At 42.3% G+C, this 15269-nt stretch carries 16 protein-coding genes and 1 tRNA gene; 8 read left to right on the top strand and 9 right to left on the bottom strand.

Annotated features, from left to right (window positions below):
• Positions 1–59: 59 nt before the first annotated feature.
• Positions 60–1946 (top strand): Lnb N-terminal periplasmic domain-containing protein, encoded by a 1887-nt coding sequence (locus ACTJIX_RS10335; RefSeq protein WP_005221418.1) that lies wholly within the window; start codon positions 60–62, stop codon positions 1944–1946.
• 178 nt (positions 1947–2124) lie between these two features.
• Positions 2125–3528: a diguanylate cyclase gene (locus tag ACTJIX_RS10330; protein WP_440611421.1), complete on the top strand. Its 1404-nt coding sequence runs from the start codon at positions 2125–2127 to the stop codon at positions 3526–3528.
• Between the two features lies 1 nt (position 3529).
• Here ACTJIX_RS10330 and ACTJIX_RS10325 read toward each other — a convergent pair whose 3' ends face one another.
• The 7 genes from ACTJIX_RS10325 to ACTJIX_RS10295 form a co-directional block, all read right to left on the bottom strand.
• Positions 3530–4093: a DUF4385 domain-containing protein gene (locus tag ACTJIX_RS10325; RefSeq protein WP_262478487.1), complete on the bottom strand. Its 564-nt coding sequence runs from the start codon at positions 4091–4093 to the stop codon at positions 3530–3532.
• Positions 4094–4348: 255 nt separating this feature from the next.
• Positions 4349–4708 (bottom strand): cupin domain-containing protein, encoded by a 360-nt coding sequence (locus tag ACTJIX_RS10320; protein WP_262478488.1) that lies wholly within the window; start codon positions 4706–4708, stop codon positions 4349–4351.
• Between the two features lie 95 nt (positions 4709–4803).
• Positions 4804–5352, bottom strand: coding sequence for a GTP cyclohydrolase I FolE (folE, locus tag ACTJIX_RS10315; protein WP_171249847.1), 549 nt, complete (start codon positions 5350–5352; stop codon positions 4804–4806).
• Positions 5353–5445: 93 nt separating this feature from the next.
• On the bottom strand, positions 5446–6129 hold the full coding sequence (locus ACTJIX_RS10310) for a Smr/MutS family protein (protein WP_005221425.1): 684 nt from the start codon (positions 6127–6129) through the stop codon (positions 5446–5448).
• Between the two features lie 350 nt (positions 6130–6479).
• The gene (trpC, locus tag ACTJIX_RS10305) at positions 6480–7286 is read right to left on the bottom strand and encodes an indole-3-glycerol phosphate synthase TrpC (RefSeq protein WP_005221426.1); all 807 of its coding nucleotides are present in this window, start codon (positions 7284–7286) and stop codon (positions 6480–6482) included.
• Between the two features lie 20 nt (positions 7287–7306).
• Positions 7307–8353 (bottom strand): anthranilate phosphoribosyltransferase, encoded by a 1047-nt coding sequence (gene trpD, locus ACTJIX_RS10300; protein WP_034434201.1) that lies wholly within the window; start codon positions 8351–8353, stop codon positions 7307–7309.
• A gap of 6 nt (positions 8354–8359) precedes the next feature.
• Complete coding sequence (locus tag ACTJIX_RS10295) at positions 8360–8944, bottom strand: anthranilate synthase component II (RefSeq protein ID WP_004893775.1); 585 nt, start codon at positions 8942–8944, stop codon at positions 8360–8362.
• Positions 8945–9744: 800 nt separating this feature from the next.
• Here ACTJIX_RS10295 and glnA point away from each other — a divergent pair.
• From glnA to ACTJIX_RS10265, 6 genes are all read left to right on the top strand, one after another.
• A complete protein-coding gene (gene glnA / locus ACTJIX_RS10290) occupies positions 9745–11160 on the top strand; it encodes a type I glutamate--ammonia ligase (RefSeq protein ID WP_171056638.1) in 1416 nt (471 codons plus the stop codon).
• An 86-nt stretch (positions 11161–11246) separates the two neighbouring features.
• Entirely contained in the window at positions 11247–11522 is a 276-nt protein-coding gene (locus tag ACTJIX_RS10285) for a hypothetical protein (protein WP_004893922.1), read from the top strand.
• Positions 11515–12036 (top strand): chorismate--pyruvate lyase family protein, encoded by a 522-nt coding sequence (locus tag ACTJIX_RS10280; RefSeq protein WP_017401580.1) that lies wholly within the window; start codon positions 11515–11517, stop codon positions 12034–12036. The genes ACTJIX_RS10285 and ACTJIX_RS10280 overlap by 8 nt, the downstream gene beginning before the upstream one ends.
• A 6-nt stretch (positions 12037–12042) precedes the next feature.
• Positions 12043–12921, top strand: a complete 879-nt coding sequence (gene ubiA, locus ACTJIX_RS10275) for a 4-hydroxybenzoate octaprenyltransferase (RefSeq protein ID WP_004893927.1) — start codon at positions 12043–12045, stop codon at positions 12919–12921.
• Between the two features lie 163 nt (positions 12922–13084).
• Positions 13085–14254: an alpha/beta hydrolase gene (locus ACTJIX_RS10270; protein WP_228127683.1), complete on the top strand. Its 1170-nt coding sequence runs from the start codon at positions 13085–13087 to the stop codon at positions 14252–14254.
• A 119-nt stretch (positions 14255–14373) separates the two neighbouring features.
• Positions 14374–14640, top strand: a complete 267-nt coding sequence (locus ACTJIX_RS10265; RefSeq protein ID WP_005221434.1) for a hypothetical protein — start codon at positions 14374–14376, stop codon at positions 14638–14640.
• An 18-nt stretch (positions 14641–14658) separates the two neighbouring features.
• On the opposite strand, the gene ACTJIX_RS10260 is transcribed toward ACTJIX_RS10265, so the two are convergent.
• Both ACTJIX_RS10260 and ACTJIX_RS10255 read right to left on the bottom strand, forming a co-directional pair.
• Positions 14659–15072 (bottom strand): DUF2726 domain-containing protein, encoded by a 414-nt coding sequence (locus ACTJIX_RS10260; RefSeq protein WP_440611441.1) that lies wholly within the window; start codon positions 15070–15072, stop codon positions 14659–14661.
• An 89-nt stretch (positions 15073–15161) separates the two neighbouring features.
• Positions 15162–15237, bottom strand: a tRNA-Asn gene (locus ACTJIX_RS10255).
• Positions 15238–15269 lie beyond the last annotated feature (32 nt).

Here is a 15269-nt window from a genome sequence, read left to right as displayed (position 1 = left end):
AACCCTGCTACTGGCAGGGTTTTCTTATGACTATAAAAACCCAAGAATACGTTGACTGAATGAAATATGCCTTTTTACTCATAGCTTTGCTATCGAGTCCCGTAAGTTTTGCTACGACCATTTCCCCAGATATTCAGCCTTATCTTGATCAGGCGGTACAGAAGCAGCTATTTAAGGCGGAAACCTGGCAGCGTTTAATGTATGCCAATAGCAAAGGTCAGAGTGAGGTCAGCTACTCTGGTTATTTTCTGGCAGAGCAGGGAGGAAGTAACCTGCAACAGGAAATGCAGCAGAATATACAGGCATTATTTTTAGCAGCTGCCCCCAACCAGTCCGTGCGCTGCAAGTTTCCCGCACGTAGTCACTGGCTCATGCAGCAGTTAAATATCTCTGAGCAGCAATTGCCTGAGCTAAGTTGCCCTGATCTTGAACGCTGGATTGGGGAGGTGAAGCCTTATAAAGCTACCCTGATTTATGCGACAGATTTTATGGGGAATCCGAGCTCAATGTTTGGGCATACTTTGCTGCGTCTGGACCCTAAAGACCAGCAGGAACTGAAGCTGATTTCTTATGCAGTCAATTATGCAGCGACCGTAGACAGTAATGATAACTGGTCCTTTGCCTGGAAAGGCCTAACCGGACAATATCCGGGTGAATATTCACTGATGCCTTATTACCGTAAGGTCAAAGAATATGGCGATTTTGAAAGCCGGGATTTATGGGAATATGAACTTAATCTGACGCCCGAAGAAACCACTTTTCTGGTACAGCATCTGTGGGAAATGCAACAGGTCAATTTCCCTTATTATTTTATTAATGATAATTGTTCATATCGTCTCTTAGGTCTGCTCGACTTAGTCCGACCTGGACTGAATCTGCAAAAACAGTTCGGTACGACCACTATTCCGGTAGAAACCCTAAAAGTTGTAGAGCAGCAGGGGCTGATTCGGGAAAAAATCTACCGACCAGCCCTCGAAACCCAGTTGCTGGCTCAATCTCGCCAGCATGGTAAAGTTCTGGCAAAAACTGCACATCAGGTCGCTTATGCAGAAACTGCTAAGATGTCTGAGATCTTGCAGAATTATCCTGCTGAAGATCAGGCCAAGATACTGGAAATGGCTTATGATCATTTATATCTGGATTTTCTGCGTCAGGAAGTAGATGAAGCATTTGCCCAACCCCGCTTTCGCAAGTTATTGGGATTAAGGAGTCAGCTGGCCATAGAGAAACAGCGTCAGCAGCCAGAAACTCCAAAAGTAGATCCGACACAAAGCCATCATGCACGTAATTTCGTATTTAAGGCTGGACAGGTACAGGATCAAACTGCGATTCAGTTAGGTTTCCGTCAGGCTTATCATGATCTGATGGATCCACAAGGCGGATTACGCACAGGCACTCAATTATTATTTCTCGATGGTGCGCTGCAATACCGTGATGATCGTATAAAACTGGAACATCTGGACCTGTTAACAGTTAATTCTTATAACCCGATTCATGCATTTAAGGTTCCGTTGTCTTGGGGCTTTAATCTGGGCTGGAAACAGGAAGCGCTTGACCGGGAAGGAGGGTTCAGTACTGAGCAGCAGCATGGTGTAGCCAATTTTCAGGTACAGGGTGGCTATAGCTGGGCTAATGCCGAACGTGAACATCTATGTTATGTGCAATTACAAACGCATGTGCAGGCTGGTAAAGCACTTGATGATGGCTGGCGTGCAGGCCTGGGACCAACCGCAGGCTGTCAGAATATCTGGACGGACCGAATTAACAGTCTGGTACAGATAGAGCTCCCTTATTGGCATGACAGTCAGCAATGGATGCTCAACCTGAATACAGAACTGCAATATAGCCTAAATATGCAAAATGCCATTCGGATTGGATGGCAATACCAGCAGCAGGGGAGTCTGGACTGGCAGGCATTGCATTTACACTATATTCGTTATTTTTAAGTGAATTTTCGAGTAAAATCTCTAAAAGTTGCTGATTTAAATAAAAAATAGAAGTTACAAAGATATAAGGATCTTGTGGCCGATTTAGATGTCGTTTTATCAAAATTATGGATGCATGGGATAACGATAGCTTATAAATTTGATATATTGTTCACCTGATTTATTGGGGTGTTTGAGTATGGACAATGAATGTATGGATATGCTAGCGGGACAGTGGCAGCATATATGCCAAAATTATTCATCAGATGATTTAGTCCATGCCTTCCAGTTTATACAGGATAATGCCCTGATACTGGTGGAAGAGTTTTATAAAAATATGCTGGTGGAAAAAGAGTCGGCAGAGTTCTTTTCTGACGATCTGATTCAGCAGCGCCTGCGCAACACCTTGCATCAATGGCTGTTAGAAAGTTTTAGTGTGGGTATTAATAAGCACTATTTACAGGCAGTACAGAAACAGCATACCGTAGGTCATGTCCATGCCCGGGTAGGTATTCCATCCTGGCTGATTATGCGTGGTGTACGTGAAATTGAACGCAAGATATTTGAGCTGTTAGAAGAAGATGAACAGTTGCTGACGCTGACGACCTGTAGCTATCTGGTACAGGTTATGAGCTTTGCCACTGAAATCATGTGCCGTTCCTATGAGGCAAAAACTGCCAAAAATCAGGAAATAAAGCATAGTTATCGTCTGTTCTCTGCCATGCAGGATGTTGCAGTACAAAAAGATAAGCAGCGTAGTTGCTTACTCGACTGGGAAAATGAGCTGATGTACAAAGTGTTCTCAGGTCAGGAAACCTTACGTCATCCGCTACTGTCCAAATCTGAATTTGGCCTATGGTTTATTCATAAGGCCTCGTATGCATTCACCGGTTCAGATCAGGTTCAGCTAATTATTGAACGCATTCATCAGGTCGATACGCTAAATCAGATCATTTTAGAATGTCAGGACAAAACAAAAAAACTGAACCTGATTCAGCAGATTCGTGAGCTGAATCGTGAGATTCAGTATCTGATTGATCAGCTATTTCAGGTGGCAGAATATATTGAATCGGGAAATGATTACCTGACTCAATTACTCAATCGTCGCTATCTAAATACCATTATTTGCCGCGAAATTACTTATTCACGTCAGAACCAGACACCGCTTGCCTTATTGGCGCTGGATGCCGATTTCTTTAAAACCATTAACGACAAATTTGGTCATGCGGCGGGTGATCTGGCCCTGAAATTTATTGCGGATGGATTACAGAAATACAGTCAGGGCAGTGACTATGCTTTTCGTGTGGGTGGTGAAGAATTCTTGCTATTGCTGGTCGATACCGATCAACGCCGTGCCATGAATATTGCAGAAAATATCTGTAAATTTATTGAAGAAGGCATAATCACGACTGCACAGGGTATGCAGTTCAAGTTTACCGTGAGTATTGGCTGTGTGATTTATGATGGTCATCCAGACTACCAGAAGTTCCTGGATACTGCCGATACAGCTTTATATGCAGCAAAAAATACTGGTCGTAATCGGGTGTATCTGGCAAAAAATAACCCGGATGCGCGGGTATTGAATACACCATCACTGACCTAAATTATTGATGTGATTGTAGCGATTCAATCCAGTCTTTAAATTTCTGTTTTTGCTTAATATATTCGGGATGAAGCTTGGCTTCATCCCATTTTTGTTTAAAGATATGTGCTGCGGCAGCTTTAACGGGATCTTCTCGCTGACGAGGTAACTCGTCTCTGCCGTGGGCGCCGCTCAATCCTTTTTTGTCATCTGGCACCGGACCGTCATATTTTTTACCCCCTTTATGATTGGCATAGCGGCGGGCACGGGTATAGCCCATCTGCAAGAATTTACGTGCCATATCCGCACCAATAAAATCTTCTTTTTCCAGATAATCTATAAACATGGCATAAATCTTAGTGCTACTTGCTTGAGCCTTCTCTTCATCGGCAAAACGCCAATGTGGCAAAAGTTCCGATTTATACGGTTCAACTGAAAGCACGCCCTGTTCACCACGTCCAATCCGGTACAATTCAGGCCGTTTTCTAAAATCAATTTTTTCAAAATCCAGCGAGTAATCAAAACTGGTCGAAACTACCCGTGAGGTTTTACGGGGAACATTTTTTGAAACTTTTTTAATCGTCATATTTTCTCCTTATGTATCTATATTTCCCTATAACCATGAATGCCTGTCTGTATTTTTGAAGTCCATGAGCTTTCTTAAAATGTATGTATTTTTTATTAAGTGCATATAGACAAGCAAATCAATCTGCATAACTGCACAGATGATCAGGAATAATGTAGGATGGAAGAGTGCTAAAGCGGGTAGTGATGCTGTAATGAATTGTAGAAGTCGAATTTATTTATAGTTTTAAAAAAGAAAAACCTGCAAAAGCAGGTTTTAGGCTTCAACTACGACAAAGTATTTTTTGACTGCCTCTACCACTTCAAAAGTACCGACGAAGCCTGGCGGAATAATACCTGCATCACCGGCTTTGATTTCTATATAATTTTCTTTGTTGGCATCATGCAGGCGAACTGTACCTTCAATGACCGTAAAGAATTCCTGTTTATTCTCAGCAAACACAATATTCCATGCACCGACTTCGCATTCCCAGATACCGCAATTCATATTGGGATGATCATACAAGCTTTGTGTAGAACGTTTAGGATTGCCAGCGACCAGGCGATCAGGACGGGGATAATCAATTGTGGTTTCACTCTGGGTTAAACCGTGACCTGCTAACCAAATCGATGACATAGTGAATCCTCAAGCTAAAGTTATCTGAAATTGAACAAATTAAAGCACATATAAAAAAGCCTCAACAAGTGTCGAGGCTTTTGAAATCAAAACGATTAGTAGGCTTCAGGTACTGCGCTCAGGAATTCACGACGTTCTTCTTTATTGGTTTTAAAATCGCCCACAAAAGAAACAGTACGTGTCGTTGATTCCTGCTTGCCCACACCACGCATCATCATGCACATATGCGCAGAATCAATCACCACAGCCACACCACGTGCGCCAGTCACTTCAGCCACTGCTTCTGCAATTTGCTGGGTCAGATTTTCCTGAATCTGTAAGCGACGTGCAAACATTTCAGTAATACGGGCAAATTTAGATAGACCTAAAACACGGCCTTCTGGCAAATAAGCAATGTGCACGCGGCCATAGAAAGGCAATAAATGGTGTTCACACAGCGAATAGAATTCGATATTTTTGACCAAAACCATCTCATGGTTATCAGACGGGAATACCGCATTATTGGTCACTTCCTCCAGAGTCTGGCTATAACCGGAAGTTAAATACGAAAATGCTTTCGCAGCACGCACAGGCGTATCTTTGAGACCAGGGCGATTTAAATCTTCACCAACGGCAGTAAGAATGTTTGCGTAGGATTGCTGCATAGTCATATGACGTATTCACTTACACTGAGATAGAACAAGGACGGCATTGTAGCAGAAAACTATTACATTGCCTTAATTTGGAGTTAATTCCGATTACTGTTTGAACTTTGGATTCTTTTCCGCACGCTTGAGCAGAACCAGCACAGCGCCAGTACCGCCCTGGTTTTCAGGTGCGCTGACAAAGGCCAAAACATCACGGTGCTGACGCAGCCAGCCATTTACGTAGGTCTTTAAAATGGCTTCCGGACCTTTACCATGCACGATCTTAATCACGTTCTGGTTTTCATCTTTCGCCATCTGGATAATTTGCAATACTGCAACACGTGCTTCTTCCACGGTACAGCCGTGCAGATCGACTGCTTCATACCAGCGCAGATTGCCGGCTTTCAGATCTTCAAAGACTTTATGCTGGAGGGTCGCAATGCGATAGCTCAGCGCAGCCTGACTTCCGACTGGATTCAGCATGGCTTGGGTATCTGAAAGGGCAGTTTCATCAGTCTGCATCGGACCTTCAGCAGCAGCACGTTTGGCTAGTGTCTGTGCATCCGGTTTTTTCTTGCCGGCTTTTTCGATTTTTGCGATATTGCTATTATCGATTTTTTGTACACCCTGCATCTGTTTACGAAACAATTCCAGCTCATCAGCTTGTTCCTGTTCAGGTGTTTTCACCGCAGGTGCTTCAACTTCAACGCGTGGCTGTGGATTGCTGATCTGTTTTTTAAATTGCTTCAGCAAATTAAACTGATCTTTGGAAAGCGAAGAATCGTGTTTGCTCATAATCAAAAAACATGCAAGATGCGAAAATATTGATAAATTATAGTCCTGATTCAAGAAAATGAGAACTGCATTGCGCGCATACTGTTTAGGTATTCTGTTCAAGTGAATATTTAAATGAAATTTAAACGTGAATATACAATAAGAGCTCACGTTTATTATTTGATTTTTTAGGTCTTACTGTTCATATAAGCAGAATGTATTTGATTATATCCAGGCTGATAGGCTGAATTTTAGAGAGAGATTTCAAGCTGGGGCAGAACAGAAAAACAGATAAATTAGAAGGTCTAAAAGTTGATTCAGGGAGTGGGAAGAATCAGGGCAAAACGAATTTTGCCCTGAATTGAAAATTTTTATACAGTTTCTGGTTCACCAAACAGGTCGCGGAATGCATGATCCGGACGTGGCTGTTTCATAAAGCTTTCACCAACCAGAAAGGCATGAATATCATGTTCCTGCATCATCGCGACATCTGCAGGTGTTGCTATACCACTTTCAGTCACCAACAAGCGAGATGGATCGAGTAACTGTTTTAAACGCAGTGAGGTATTTAAATCAACATCAAAGGTCTTCAAGTTACGGTTATTTACACCCAACAGGCAGCGATCTGAAAGTTTAAGCGCACGTTCAAGTTCGGCTTCATCATGCACTTCGACTAAAATATCCAGATTATGCTCAAAAGCAGTCTTCGACATTTCTTCCAGTTGCTGATCAGACAGGCAAGCCACGATCAGCAAGATACAGTCTGCATGTAAAGCACGCGCTTCAATCACCCCATAAGGATCAATCAGGAAATCTTTACGTAGGGCTGGCAAATCACAATGCGAACGTGCAATCTGAATATTCTCATCAGCACCCTGGAAGAAATCCACATCGGTCAAGACGGACAAACATGCAGCGCCTGCATCCTGATACTGTGCGGCAATTTCCGCTGGATTAAAGTTTTCACGGATAATGCCTTTGGATGGAGACGCTTTCTTGATTTCAGCAATCACCCCCGGGTGCTTAGCCAGCAATGATTGAGCAAAGCCACGTACAGGTGTGGCAGCTTGAGCCAGCTCTTCAACATCCTTATAACTTTTTTGCTTCAGACGTGTAGCAAATTCTTCTTTTTTCCGGTCTACGATCTTACCTAGAATTGTATTTGCGATATCTACCATGATTAAAAATTCCTGCTGTCTTAGATGTCGTATTCTTTGAGCGTATTGCCAAATTCTGCCAAAATGCCCATTTTTTCTAGAGCTTGCCCCCCATAAATAATGTCATGGGCAAGAGCAACACCTTGTTTATAGCTGGTGGTTAAACCAGCTACATAGATACCTGCACCAGCATTAAGCGCCACCATATTTGCGGCTTTCTCACCAATTTCAGATTTCTTTTTGCTTAACGCGTCTTTAATCAGTTTTAAGCTGTCGGCAGCACTGTCAATGGTTAGACCTGTTAAGGTTTGAGAGGCAATATCGACCTGTTCAGGAATGATTTCCCATTCAGTGATTTCACCATTCTTGAGTTCAGCCACATAAGTTTTAGATGCTAAACTGATTTCATCTAAACCATCTTGTGAATGCACCACCATGACATGTTCAGCACCGAGTTGCTTAAGCACTTCAGCCATTGGGCGGCACAATTCATGCGAGAAGACACCAATGACAAAGCGTTTTACTCCAGCCGGATTCGTAAGCGGGCCGAGTAAGTTAAAAATACTACGGAAACCCAATTCTTTACGTGGCGTAGCGGCATATTTCATGGCTTTGTGGTGATTTGGGGCGAATAAAAACCCTACACCAATTTCACGAATGCAACGTTCACTTTGCTCAAGACTCAGATCAAGGCGAATACCTGCTTGCTCTAGGACATCGGATGAACCGGATTTACCAGATACACCACGACCGCCATGTTTAGCAACAGTTCCGCCTGCAGCCGCAATCACAAAACTTGAAGCAGTAGAGACGTTAAATAAATTCTGACCATCACCACCTGTACCGACAATGTCGACCAAATATGGCAAATCGCTGACATCAATTTTCAGTGCCAATTCACGCATTACACGTGCTGCAGCAGTAATTTCATCGATGCTTTCGCCTTTTAAGCGTAGACCCATCATCAGGGCGCCAATTTGTGCATCGGTGGCTTCACCCGACATGATGCAACGCATCACGTCTTCCATTTGTGGCTGAGTCAGGTGAATGTTTTTTGTAATATGGTTTAAAGCTTGTTGAATATTCATCATTATTTACGCATAAATTTCTAGGAAGTTTTTAAAGATTTGATGGCCATGCTGGCTTAGGATGGACTCCGGATGGAACTGCACACCTTCAACAGGTAATGTCTTATGTTTTACGCCCATGATTTCTTCCATTGAGCCATCTGCTTCATTGGTCCAGCAGGTCACTTCCAGACATTCCGGCAAGGTCGCCTGATCAATCACCAGTGAGTGATAGCGCGTCGCAGAAAATGGAGAAGGCAGGTTGCTGAAAATCCCTTTGTCACTGTGATACATGTCGGATAGACGGCCGTGCATGACACGTTTAGCGCGCACAATGTCACCGCCAAATGCCTGACCAATACTTTGATGGCCGAGACATACGCCTAATAGCGGAATCTTGCCAGAAAAGTGCTGAATCGCAGGAATAGAAATACCGGCTTCACTTGGAGAACATGGACCAGGGCCAATGACCAGATATTTAGGTTGCCATCGCTCAATATCTTCTAAAGTCACGGCATCATTACGGACTACTTTTACTTCTTGATTCAGCTCGCCAAAGTACTGGACGATGTTGTAAGTAAAGGAGTCATAGTTGTCGATCATTAAAAGCATGAGCTTAACCTATTGAAATTAATGCACTTAAATTGTGCTTGAGTAATTCAGAGCGTGCTTTATTAGCAGTTTTTTAGCTAGCTAGAAAAGCTGATTAAACTGTTGATTTCATTGTGTGAAAATAAAGCGACAATCATCATAGCAAATAATCTGAAACTACGGCGCAACAATTTGCCCAATTTTTCTGCTTAGCCAAATGAACAGGGTTGATAAGGCTCAACACACACGGGGATATAACCAAAATATAGTAAATAACTAAAAGTAAGTTAAGGTCAAAAAATATGTATACATAATTTTGATGTTTTAATTTTTTTATGAGTTGCTTTAAAAAACAACAGTTGATTAGCAGGCGGAGAAAACGGAACAGTATTCTTATCGTTTATTTATCTAAAGTGACTCAATTTGGTGAGTATTTTCTTAACCTTAGTCTTTAAGAAAAACTGAATATTCGCAGTATAATACAAAAATACCTTTTAAATCGATTAAAAACTCACCTAAGGTTTATAAAAGCTACATAAGCTCATCATTATTTACCAGAAATAACATCTATAGTGATTTTACCGCACTGTTAAGGTGCAGTGTGAAATCTAACGAAACAAAAATCACAGAGAATGCTTGAATATAGTGCATTTAATTATACAGACAGTATAATAGGCCGAAAGTATTTCTTTCAATCCACGTATTCTCATAAGGATTTCAAGATTTTAGCTATACTTTTAAAAGTTGGTACGGTAATTGCTTAATAACTACCAACTACTAACACGCACTTCGTAAGTGCAACAAAAAAACATCGGAGCAAATTGAGCATGGCGAACAAGGTCCTTCAACTCATCCAAGAAAGTGGCGCAAAATGGGTAGACTTCCGTTTTACAGACACTAAAGGTAAAGAGCAACACGTGACTTACCCAGCAGACACTATTGATGAAGATACATTTGAAGACGGTAAAATGTTCGATGGTTCTTCAATCTCTGGCTGGAAAGGTATTGAAGCGTCAGACATGATTTTACGCCCAGATGCTGAAACAGGTTTTATCGACCCGTTCTTCGCTGAGCCTACAGTTGTTGTGACTTGTGATGTCATTGAACCTTCAACTGGTCAAGGTTATGACCGTGACCCACGTTCAATCGCTCGCCGTGCAGAAGAATACCTGAAATCTACTGGTATTGGTGATACTGCATTCTTCGGTCCTGAACCAGAATTCTTCGTATTTGACGAAGTAAAATGGGAAATCGACATGTCTGGCGCTCGCCATACATTGATCGCTGAAGAGGCTGCATGGTCAACTGGTAAAGACTACGAATCAGGTAACTCTGGTCACCGTCCACGCGTTAAAGGGGGTTACTTCCCAGTTCCTCCTGTAGATTCTCACCACGATATGCGTGCAGACATGTGTGCAAAAATCGAAGAGATCATGGGCCCAGGCCGTGTAGAAGTACATCACCACGAAGTTGCATCTTGCCAGCTTGAAATCGGTGTAAGCTTCAACACAATGGTTCGTAAAGCAGACGAAGTACAACAGTTTAAATATGCTGTTTGGAACGTTGCGCACCAATACGCGAAAACTGCGACTTTCATGCCTAAACCAATGGTAGGCGACAACGGTTCTGGTATGCACGTTCACATGTCAATCTCTAAAGATGGCAAGAACCTGTTTGCTGGTGATGAATATGCAGGTCTTTCTGAAACTGCACTTTACTTCATCGGTGGTGTGATCAAACACGCGCGTTCATTGAATGCGATCACTAACCCGTCTACAAACTCATACAAGCGTCTGGTACCGCACTTCGAAGCACCAATTATGTTGGCTTACTCTGCGCGTAACCGTTCTGCTTCTATCCGTATTCCATATGTTTCTAGTCCTAAAGGCAAACGTATCGAAGCACGTTTCCCTGATCCAATGATGAACCCGTACCTAGGTTTCGCTGCATTGTTGATGGCTGGTCTTGACGGTATCCAGAACAAGATCCATCCAGGTGAAGCTGCAGACAAGAACTTGTACGATCTTCCTCCAGAAGAAGAGGCTAAAATCCCTACAGTGGCACACAGTCTTGAAATGGCTCTTGAAGCGCTTCAAGCGGACCAGGATTACCTGCTTAAAGGTGGTGTGTTCACTAAAGAAATGCTTGATGCCTATATCGAGCTTAAAACTGAAGAAGTTCGTCGTCTGAACACGACTACTCACCCAGTTGAATTTGATATGTACTACAGCCTGTAATTCTTCCAAGAATTTCACTGTAAAAAAGACCCGCCTTAGTGCGGGTTTTTTTGTATGATGCTGTTATTGATTAAAGATAAATGATTATGGCAGCACGTAAAAAACATACTGGCTTTTTTCCCTGGATTGATCCGCAAGATCACAGTAAAGGTTTTAAACTGAATTTTTCTGAAGTGACCTATATAGAAGTCGGACGTACACCTGAAGGTTATAAGCAGGTGGAATTCATTGCATTGCGAAATCCTGAATTGGCTTTGGATTATGACTATCCGCAAAGCTTTTATATCACCACAGATGGAATAATTCTGAAAAAACTGCCAAGTGGCAAATATGAAGTTATCGCCAAGACAGATAATGCCTGATCATGAAGTTGGGAATGTTGTGAGTTTAAAATTTAAGAATCAGCCTAGACAGCAGATACCAGCTGTATTTCGGGAATGGCTATATGCATCAGGATCATTGACCCAGCAACTAACTGATTTGGCAGATGGGCAATTTAGGGTGCGGCCGTTAAAAGAACATTTTCAGCGATTAAGCTTTGAAAATGCCAGTTGGATGAGGATGCCACATCAGCATACCTCTTGGGTGCGGGAAAGCTATTTATATGGTTGTGATGAACAACCTTGGGTGAAGGCTAAAAGTATTTTCCCGATTTTAAGCCTGCAAAAACGGGCACGGATTTTTCAGCATATTGGATCGAAGCCGATTGGCTGGCTGTTATTCCAGCGTACCAATCCGTATTGTGAGCGTCGTGTGATCTATCTTGAAGATGGGTGGACCCGCCAGAGCTGTTATACTTGGCATGGCTGTAAATTTATCGTACAAGAAACATTTTTACCGGCTTTCCAGCAATATATAGAAAATCAACAGGCTTAACTTGATATGGCAACTGCACAAGCAATTAGCTGGCGTGAACGTCTGAGCGCCTATTATTATCTTTGTCGTTTTGATAAGCCTATTGGCACAGAACTGGTTTTTTGGCCCACCATGTGGGCACTTTGGGTGGCTGCAAAGGGAATACCTGATCTGAGTATTCTGATGCTGATGATTCTTGGTGTCATCCTTATGCGTGCAGCAGGTTGTGCCATTAATGACTTTGCCGACCGAAAGGTGGATGCACATGTGGAGCGAACCAAAACACGTCCACTGGCAACTGGAATCATTAGTGGTAAAGAAGCAGTGATGGTGTTCCTGGTGCTGGTGGCTGCTAGTGCCTGCTTACTGTTCTTCTTACCGATTGAAACGTTCTATTGGTCATTTGGGGCTTTATTTCTAGCTTTCATTTATCCTTTTATGAAACGCTATACGCATTTACCGCAGGTATTCTTGGGTGCGGCATTTTCATGGTCCATTCCCATGGCTTATACCGCAGTAGGGCAGACTCCGGATTTAACCTGTTGGCTTTTATATTTTGGTAATCTGGCCTGGACTGTAGCTTATGACACCCAATATGCGATTACGGATCGTGAATATGATCTTAAAATTGGGGTGAAATCGACAGCTATTTTATTTGGCCAATACGATATTCAGATCATCAGTGTATTGCAGGTCATTAGTCTTGTTCTGATTGGCACAGCCTTATGGGTCGAAGGCTTACTCGTTCCATTTGGCTTGATTGGTTTAATTGCGGTAGCAATCGATTTTGCTTACCAGTGGTTAAAAACCAGAGACAAAGATCCGCAGCGCTGTTTCTGGGCTTTTCGGCATAACCGTTGGGTTGGCCTGATGATTTTCCTGGGAATCTTTGCTGCACTTCTGTAACTGCATACTGTCAATTCATAACAAAAGCATCCTATAAGGGTGCTTTTTTTTATGATTAATTCAAATCTGCTTCATGAAAATATAAACAACAATAAGGGATTAGAATATGAATAGCATAATGAAAAACGGTTTCAAAAAAACTTCTTTGGCAGTCATATGTTCAATGACACTGTTAATAACAGCATGTAATGACGGTGATGATGAATTTATCGGATTTAATCCAGTACAAATCTATGCAGTCGATGATGAAGTAAAGGCAATGGTCGACCGTCATGATATTTTCAGCTATAGCATGCAGAGCGTTCAAGATAAAAATATTCGTGCTACAACCTTGGTCTTTACACCTAAAGGTACACCACCTGCAGGTGGTTGGCCGATTGTGGTTTGGGCGCATGGCACGACCGGAGCGGCAGACAAATGTGCTCCTTCACGTCTTCCATTAACTGGAGAGGAAAAAGATCTGGTCATGGAATTGGTAGAGCGCGGTTATGCGGTCATTGCACCAGACTATGAGGGTCTGGGTAATAATAATGAACCACATCCTTATTTAAATCTTGAAAGTGCAGCCAATTCTATTCTTTCTGCTATTAGCGAAGCTAAAAAATATTATGGCAATGTTTTAGCTGATGAGTGGAGCGTGGTAGGGTGGTCACAAGGTGGGCATGCAGCGCTTGCTGCTGCAGAATTTAGTAGTGTGCTAACTAACTTTGATTACAAGGGTGCAGTAGCAATTGCTCCAGCGTCTTATCTGGCAGAAACTTTAAATTATGGATTGGGTGTTGCTGCTACTGTTGCAGATCCCGGTACACCGGAAGCTATCCAGGCGGCAAAACAGATTGCTGGAACCTTATATGGTTATGCGGCAATTGTAAGTTCAGGAATTAAGGCAGAAAGACCAGCTTTCCAATACAGTCAGGCTTTCCTGGAAACTAAAGTTCCTCTTGCACAAATTGCGGAAGTTGAATGTTCACCACGAGTTGCTGAAGGTTTTAGGAATGATATTCAGTCTTATATTGATAATGGTGGAACGTACGCTACTTATCAGGCTTTGCAACCCAACTTTATCCTGGATGATGATGTGAGTACTTATTTAGAGGAAAACTTGCCAGGACAAAATCCAATTCCTAAACCTGTATATGTATTCCAGGGTGAACAAGATACAACTGTGCCTGCTTATATAACTACAACATTATTGTTTCCGAAACTTTTAGAGGTTGCAGAAGAAATGGATAATGATGATTTATTTCTTGATCCAGATGCTAATCATCAAACGATTATGACGCAGAATATTTCTGCTATTGTAGACAAAGTAGACGAGTTTATGAATCAATAGAAATAGAATGTTGCAAGGAGCTTCGGCTCCTTTTTTATTTGTTATCTTGCTAAGTCTTGAGCAATCATCTGAGTTTGTTATAGTGGCTCAAGATTTTAGGTCAAGAGTATAGGTTTGTTATGTCGCAACAGACAAAACCCCGCAGTGTCAAGAAACTGGTTATTTTTGGAACCCTGGCTTTATGTATTCCAATTTTTTTGGTCACGATGGCATTTCTGGCTGTAAATAGTGATGCCAAAAATCAGGAAAAGTATAAACAGCAGCAGACTGAAATGATCGCCCGAATTGAAGCACGAGAGGCAGCTGAGAAAAAGCAGGCAGTGGAACAGCAAGAAAATGCTGAAACAGATGTGCAGGCAGCCTCAGAGGCCAATATTCAGCAATAAGTATTTTATATAAATTTATTATCTTAAATCCCGTTGTAGTTGTCTGATGCTCGGTATTTCCGTGTATCGGACAACGGTATAGCCTGCTGCAATCAGCATGGCATCGCGTTCTGCATCTTCCTTTTCTTTGCCAAAATGACTCGGATCATCGAGCTCTACAATTGCAACGACATTATATTCCCGGTCCATCACTACAAAGTCAGTCACCTTGCGATTGAATTTACTCCGCATATTCATCTGGTCATGAGTAATCAAGGCACTGAAAGCAACTTGTGCCAAAATATGATGATGGGGAAAAGCATCTTTCAGACGAGTAAACATCCTGCTTTCAAAGGCAGTAATGACACGTTTGGGATAAAATTTTTGCTGGCGGGTAAACAGGTGCGGGAAGAGCAGGCAAAATAAAGCGAAACTTGCCAGACAGCCAATCACAAAAAAAATAATCTGACTCAAATGAAACACAGCAGAACTTAGGGCAAATAAAAAACCCACTTCATAATGAGTGGGTTCTTCGAGAATCTTGGCTCTCCCACCTGGGCTCGAACCAGGGACCTGCGGATTAACAGTCCGTCGCTCTACCGACTGAGCTATGGGAGAATAGATTGGCTCTCCAACCTGGGCTCGAACCA

The organism is Acinetobacter sp. 22323 (genome assembly GCF_052044895.1).
GTDB classification, from domain to species: Bacteria; Pseudomonadota; Gammaproteobacteria; order Pseudomonadales; family Moraxellaceae; genus Acinetobacter; species Acinetobacter schindleri.
This window is presented reverse-complemented; position numbering and strand designations above follow the sequence as displayed.

Bases quoted from the DNA above. Each gene is read 5' to 3' on its own strand.
- ACTJIX_RS10335 (WP_005221418.1), top strand. From the start codon at position 60: ATGAAATATGCCTTTTTACTCATAGCTTTGCTATCGAGTCCCGTAAGT.
- ACTJIX_RS10330 (WP_440611421.1), top strand. From the start codon at position 2,125: ATGGACAATGAATGTATGGATATGCTAGCGGGACAGTGGCAGCATATA.
- ACTJIX_RS10325 (WP_262478487.1), bottom strand. From the start codon at position 4,093: ATGACGATTAAAAAAGTTTCAAAAAATGTTCCCCGTAAAACCTCACGG.
- ACTJIX_RS10320 (WP_262478488.1), bottom strand. From the start codon at position 4,708: ATGTCATCGATTTGGTTAGCAGGTCACGGTTTAACCCAGAGTGAAACC.
- folE (WP_171249847.1), bottom strand. From the start codon at position 5,352: ATGCAGCAATCCTACGCAAACATTCTTACTGCCGTTGGTGAAGATTTA.
- ACTJIX_RS10310 (WP_005221425.1), bottom strand. From the start codon at position 6,129: ATGAGCAAACACGATTCTTCGCTTTCCAAAGATCAGTTTAATTTGCTG.
- trpC (WP_005221426.1), bottom strand. From the start codon at position 7,286: ATGGTAGATATCGCAAATACAATTCTAGGTAAGATCGTAGACCGGAAA.
- trpD (WP_034434201.1), bottom strand. From the start codon at position 8,353: ATGAATATTCAACAAGCTTTAAACCATATTACAAAAAACATTCACCTG.
- ACTJIX_RS10295 (WP_004893775.1), bottom strand. From the start codon at position 8,944: ATGCTTTTAATGATCGACAACTATGACTCCTTTACTTACAACATCGTC.
- ACTJIX_RS10285 (WP_004893922.1), top strand. From the start codon at position 11,247: ATGGCAGCACGTAAAAAACATACTGGCTTTTTTCCCTGGATTGATCCG.
- ACTJIX_RS10280 (WP_017401580.1), top strand. From the start codon at position 11,515: ATGCCTGATCATGAAGTTGGGAATGTTGTGAGTTTAAAATTTAAGAAT.
- ubiA (WP_004893927.1), top strand. From the start codon at position 12,043: ATGGCAACTGCACAAGCAATTAGCTGGCGTGAACGTCTGAGCGCCTAT.
- ACTJIX_RS10270 (WP_228127683.1), top strand. From the start codon at position 13,085: ATGACACTGTTAATAACAGCATGTAATGACGGTGATGATGAATTTATC.
- ACTJIX_RS10265 (WP_005221434.1), top strand. From the start codon at position 14,374: ATGTCGCAACAGACAAAACCCCGCAGTGTCAAGAAACTGGTTATTTTT.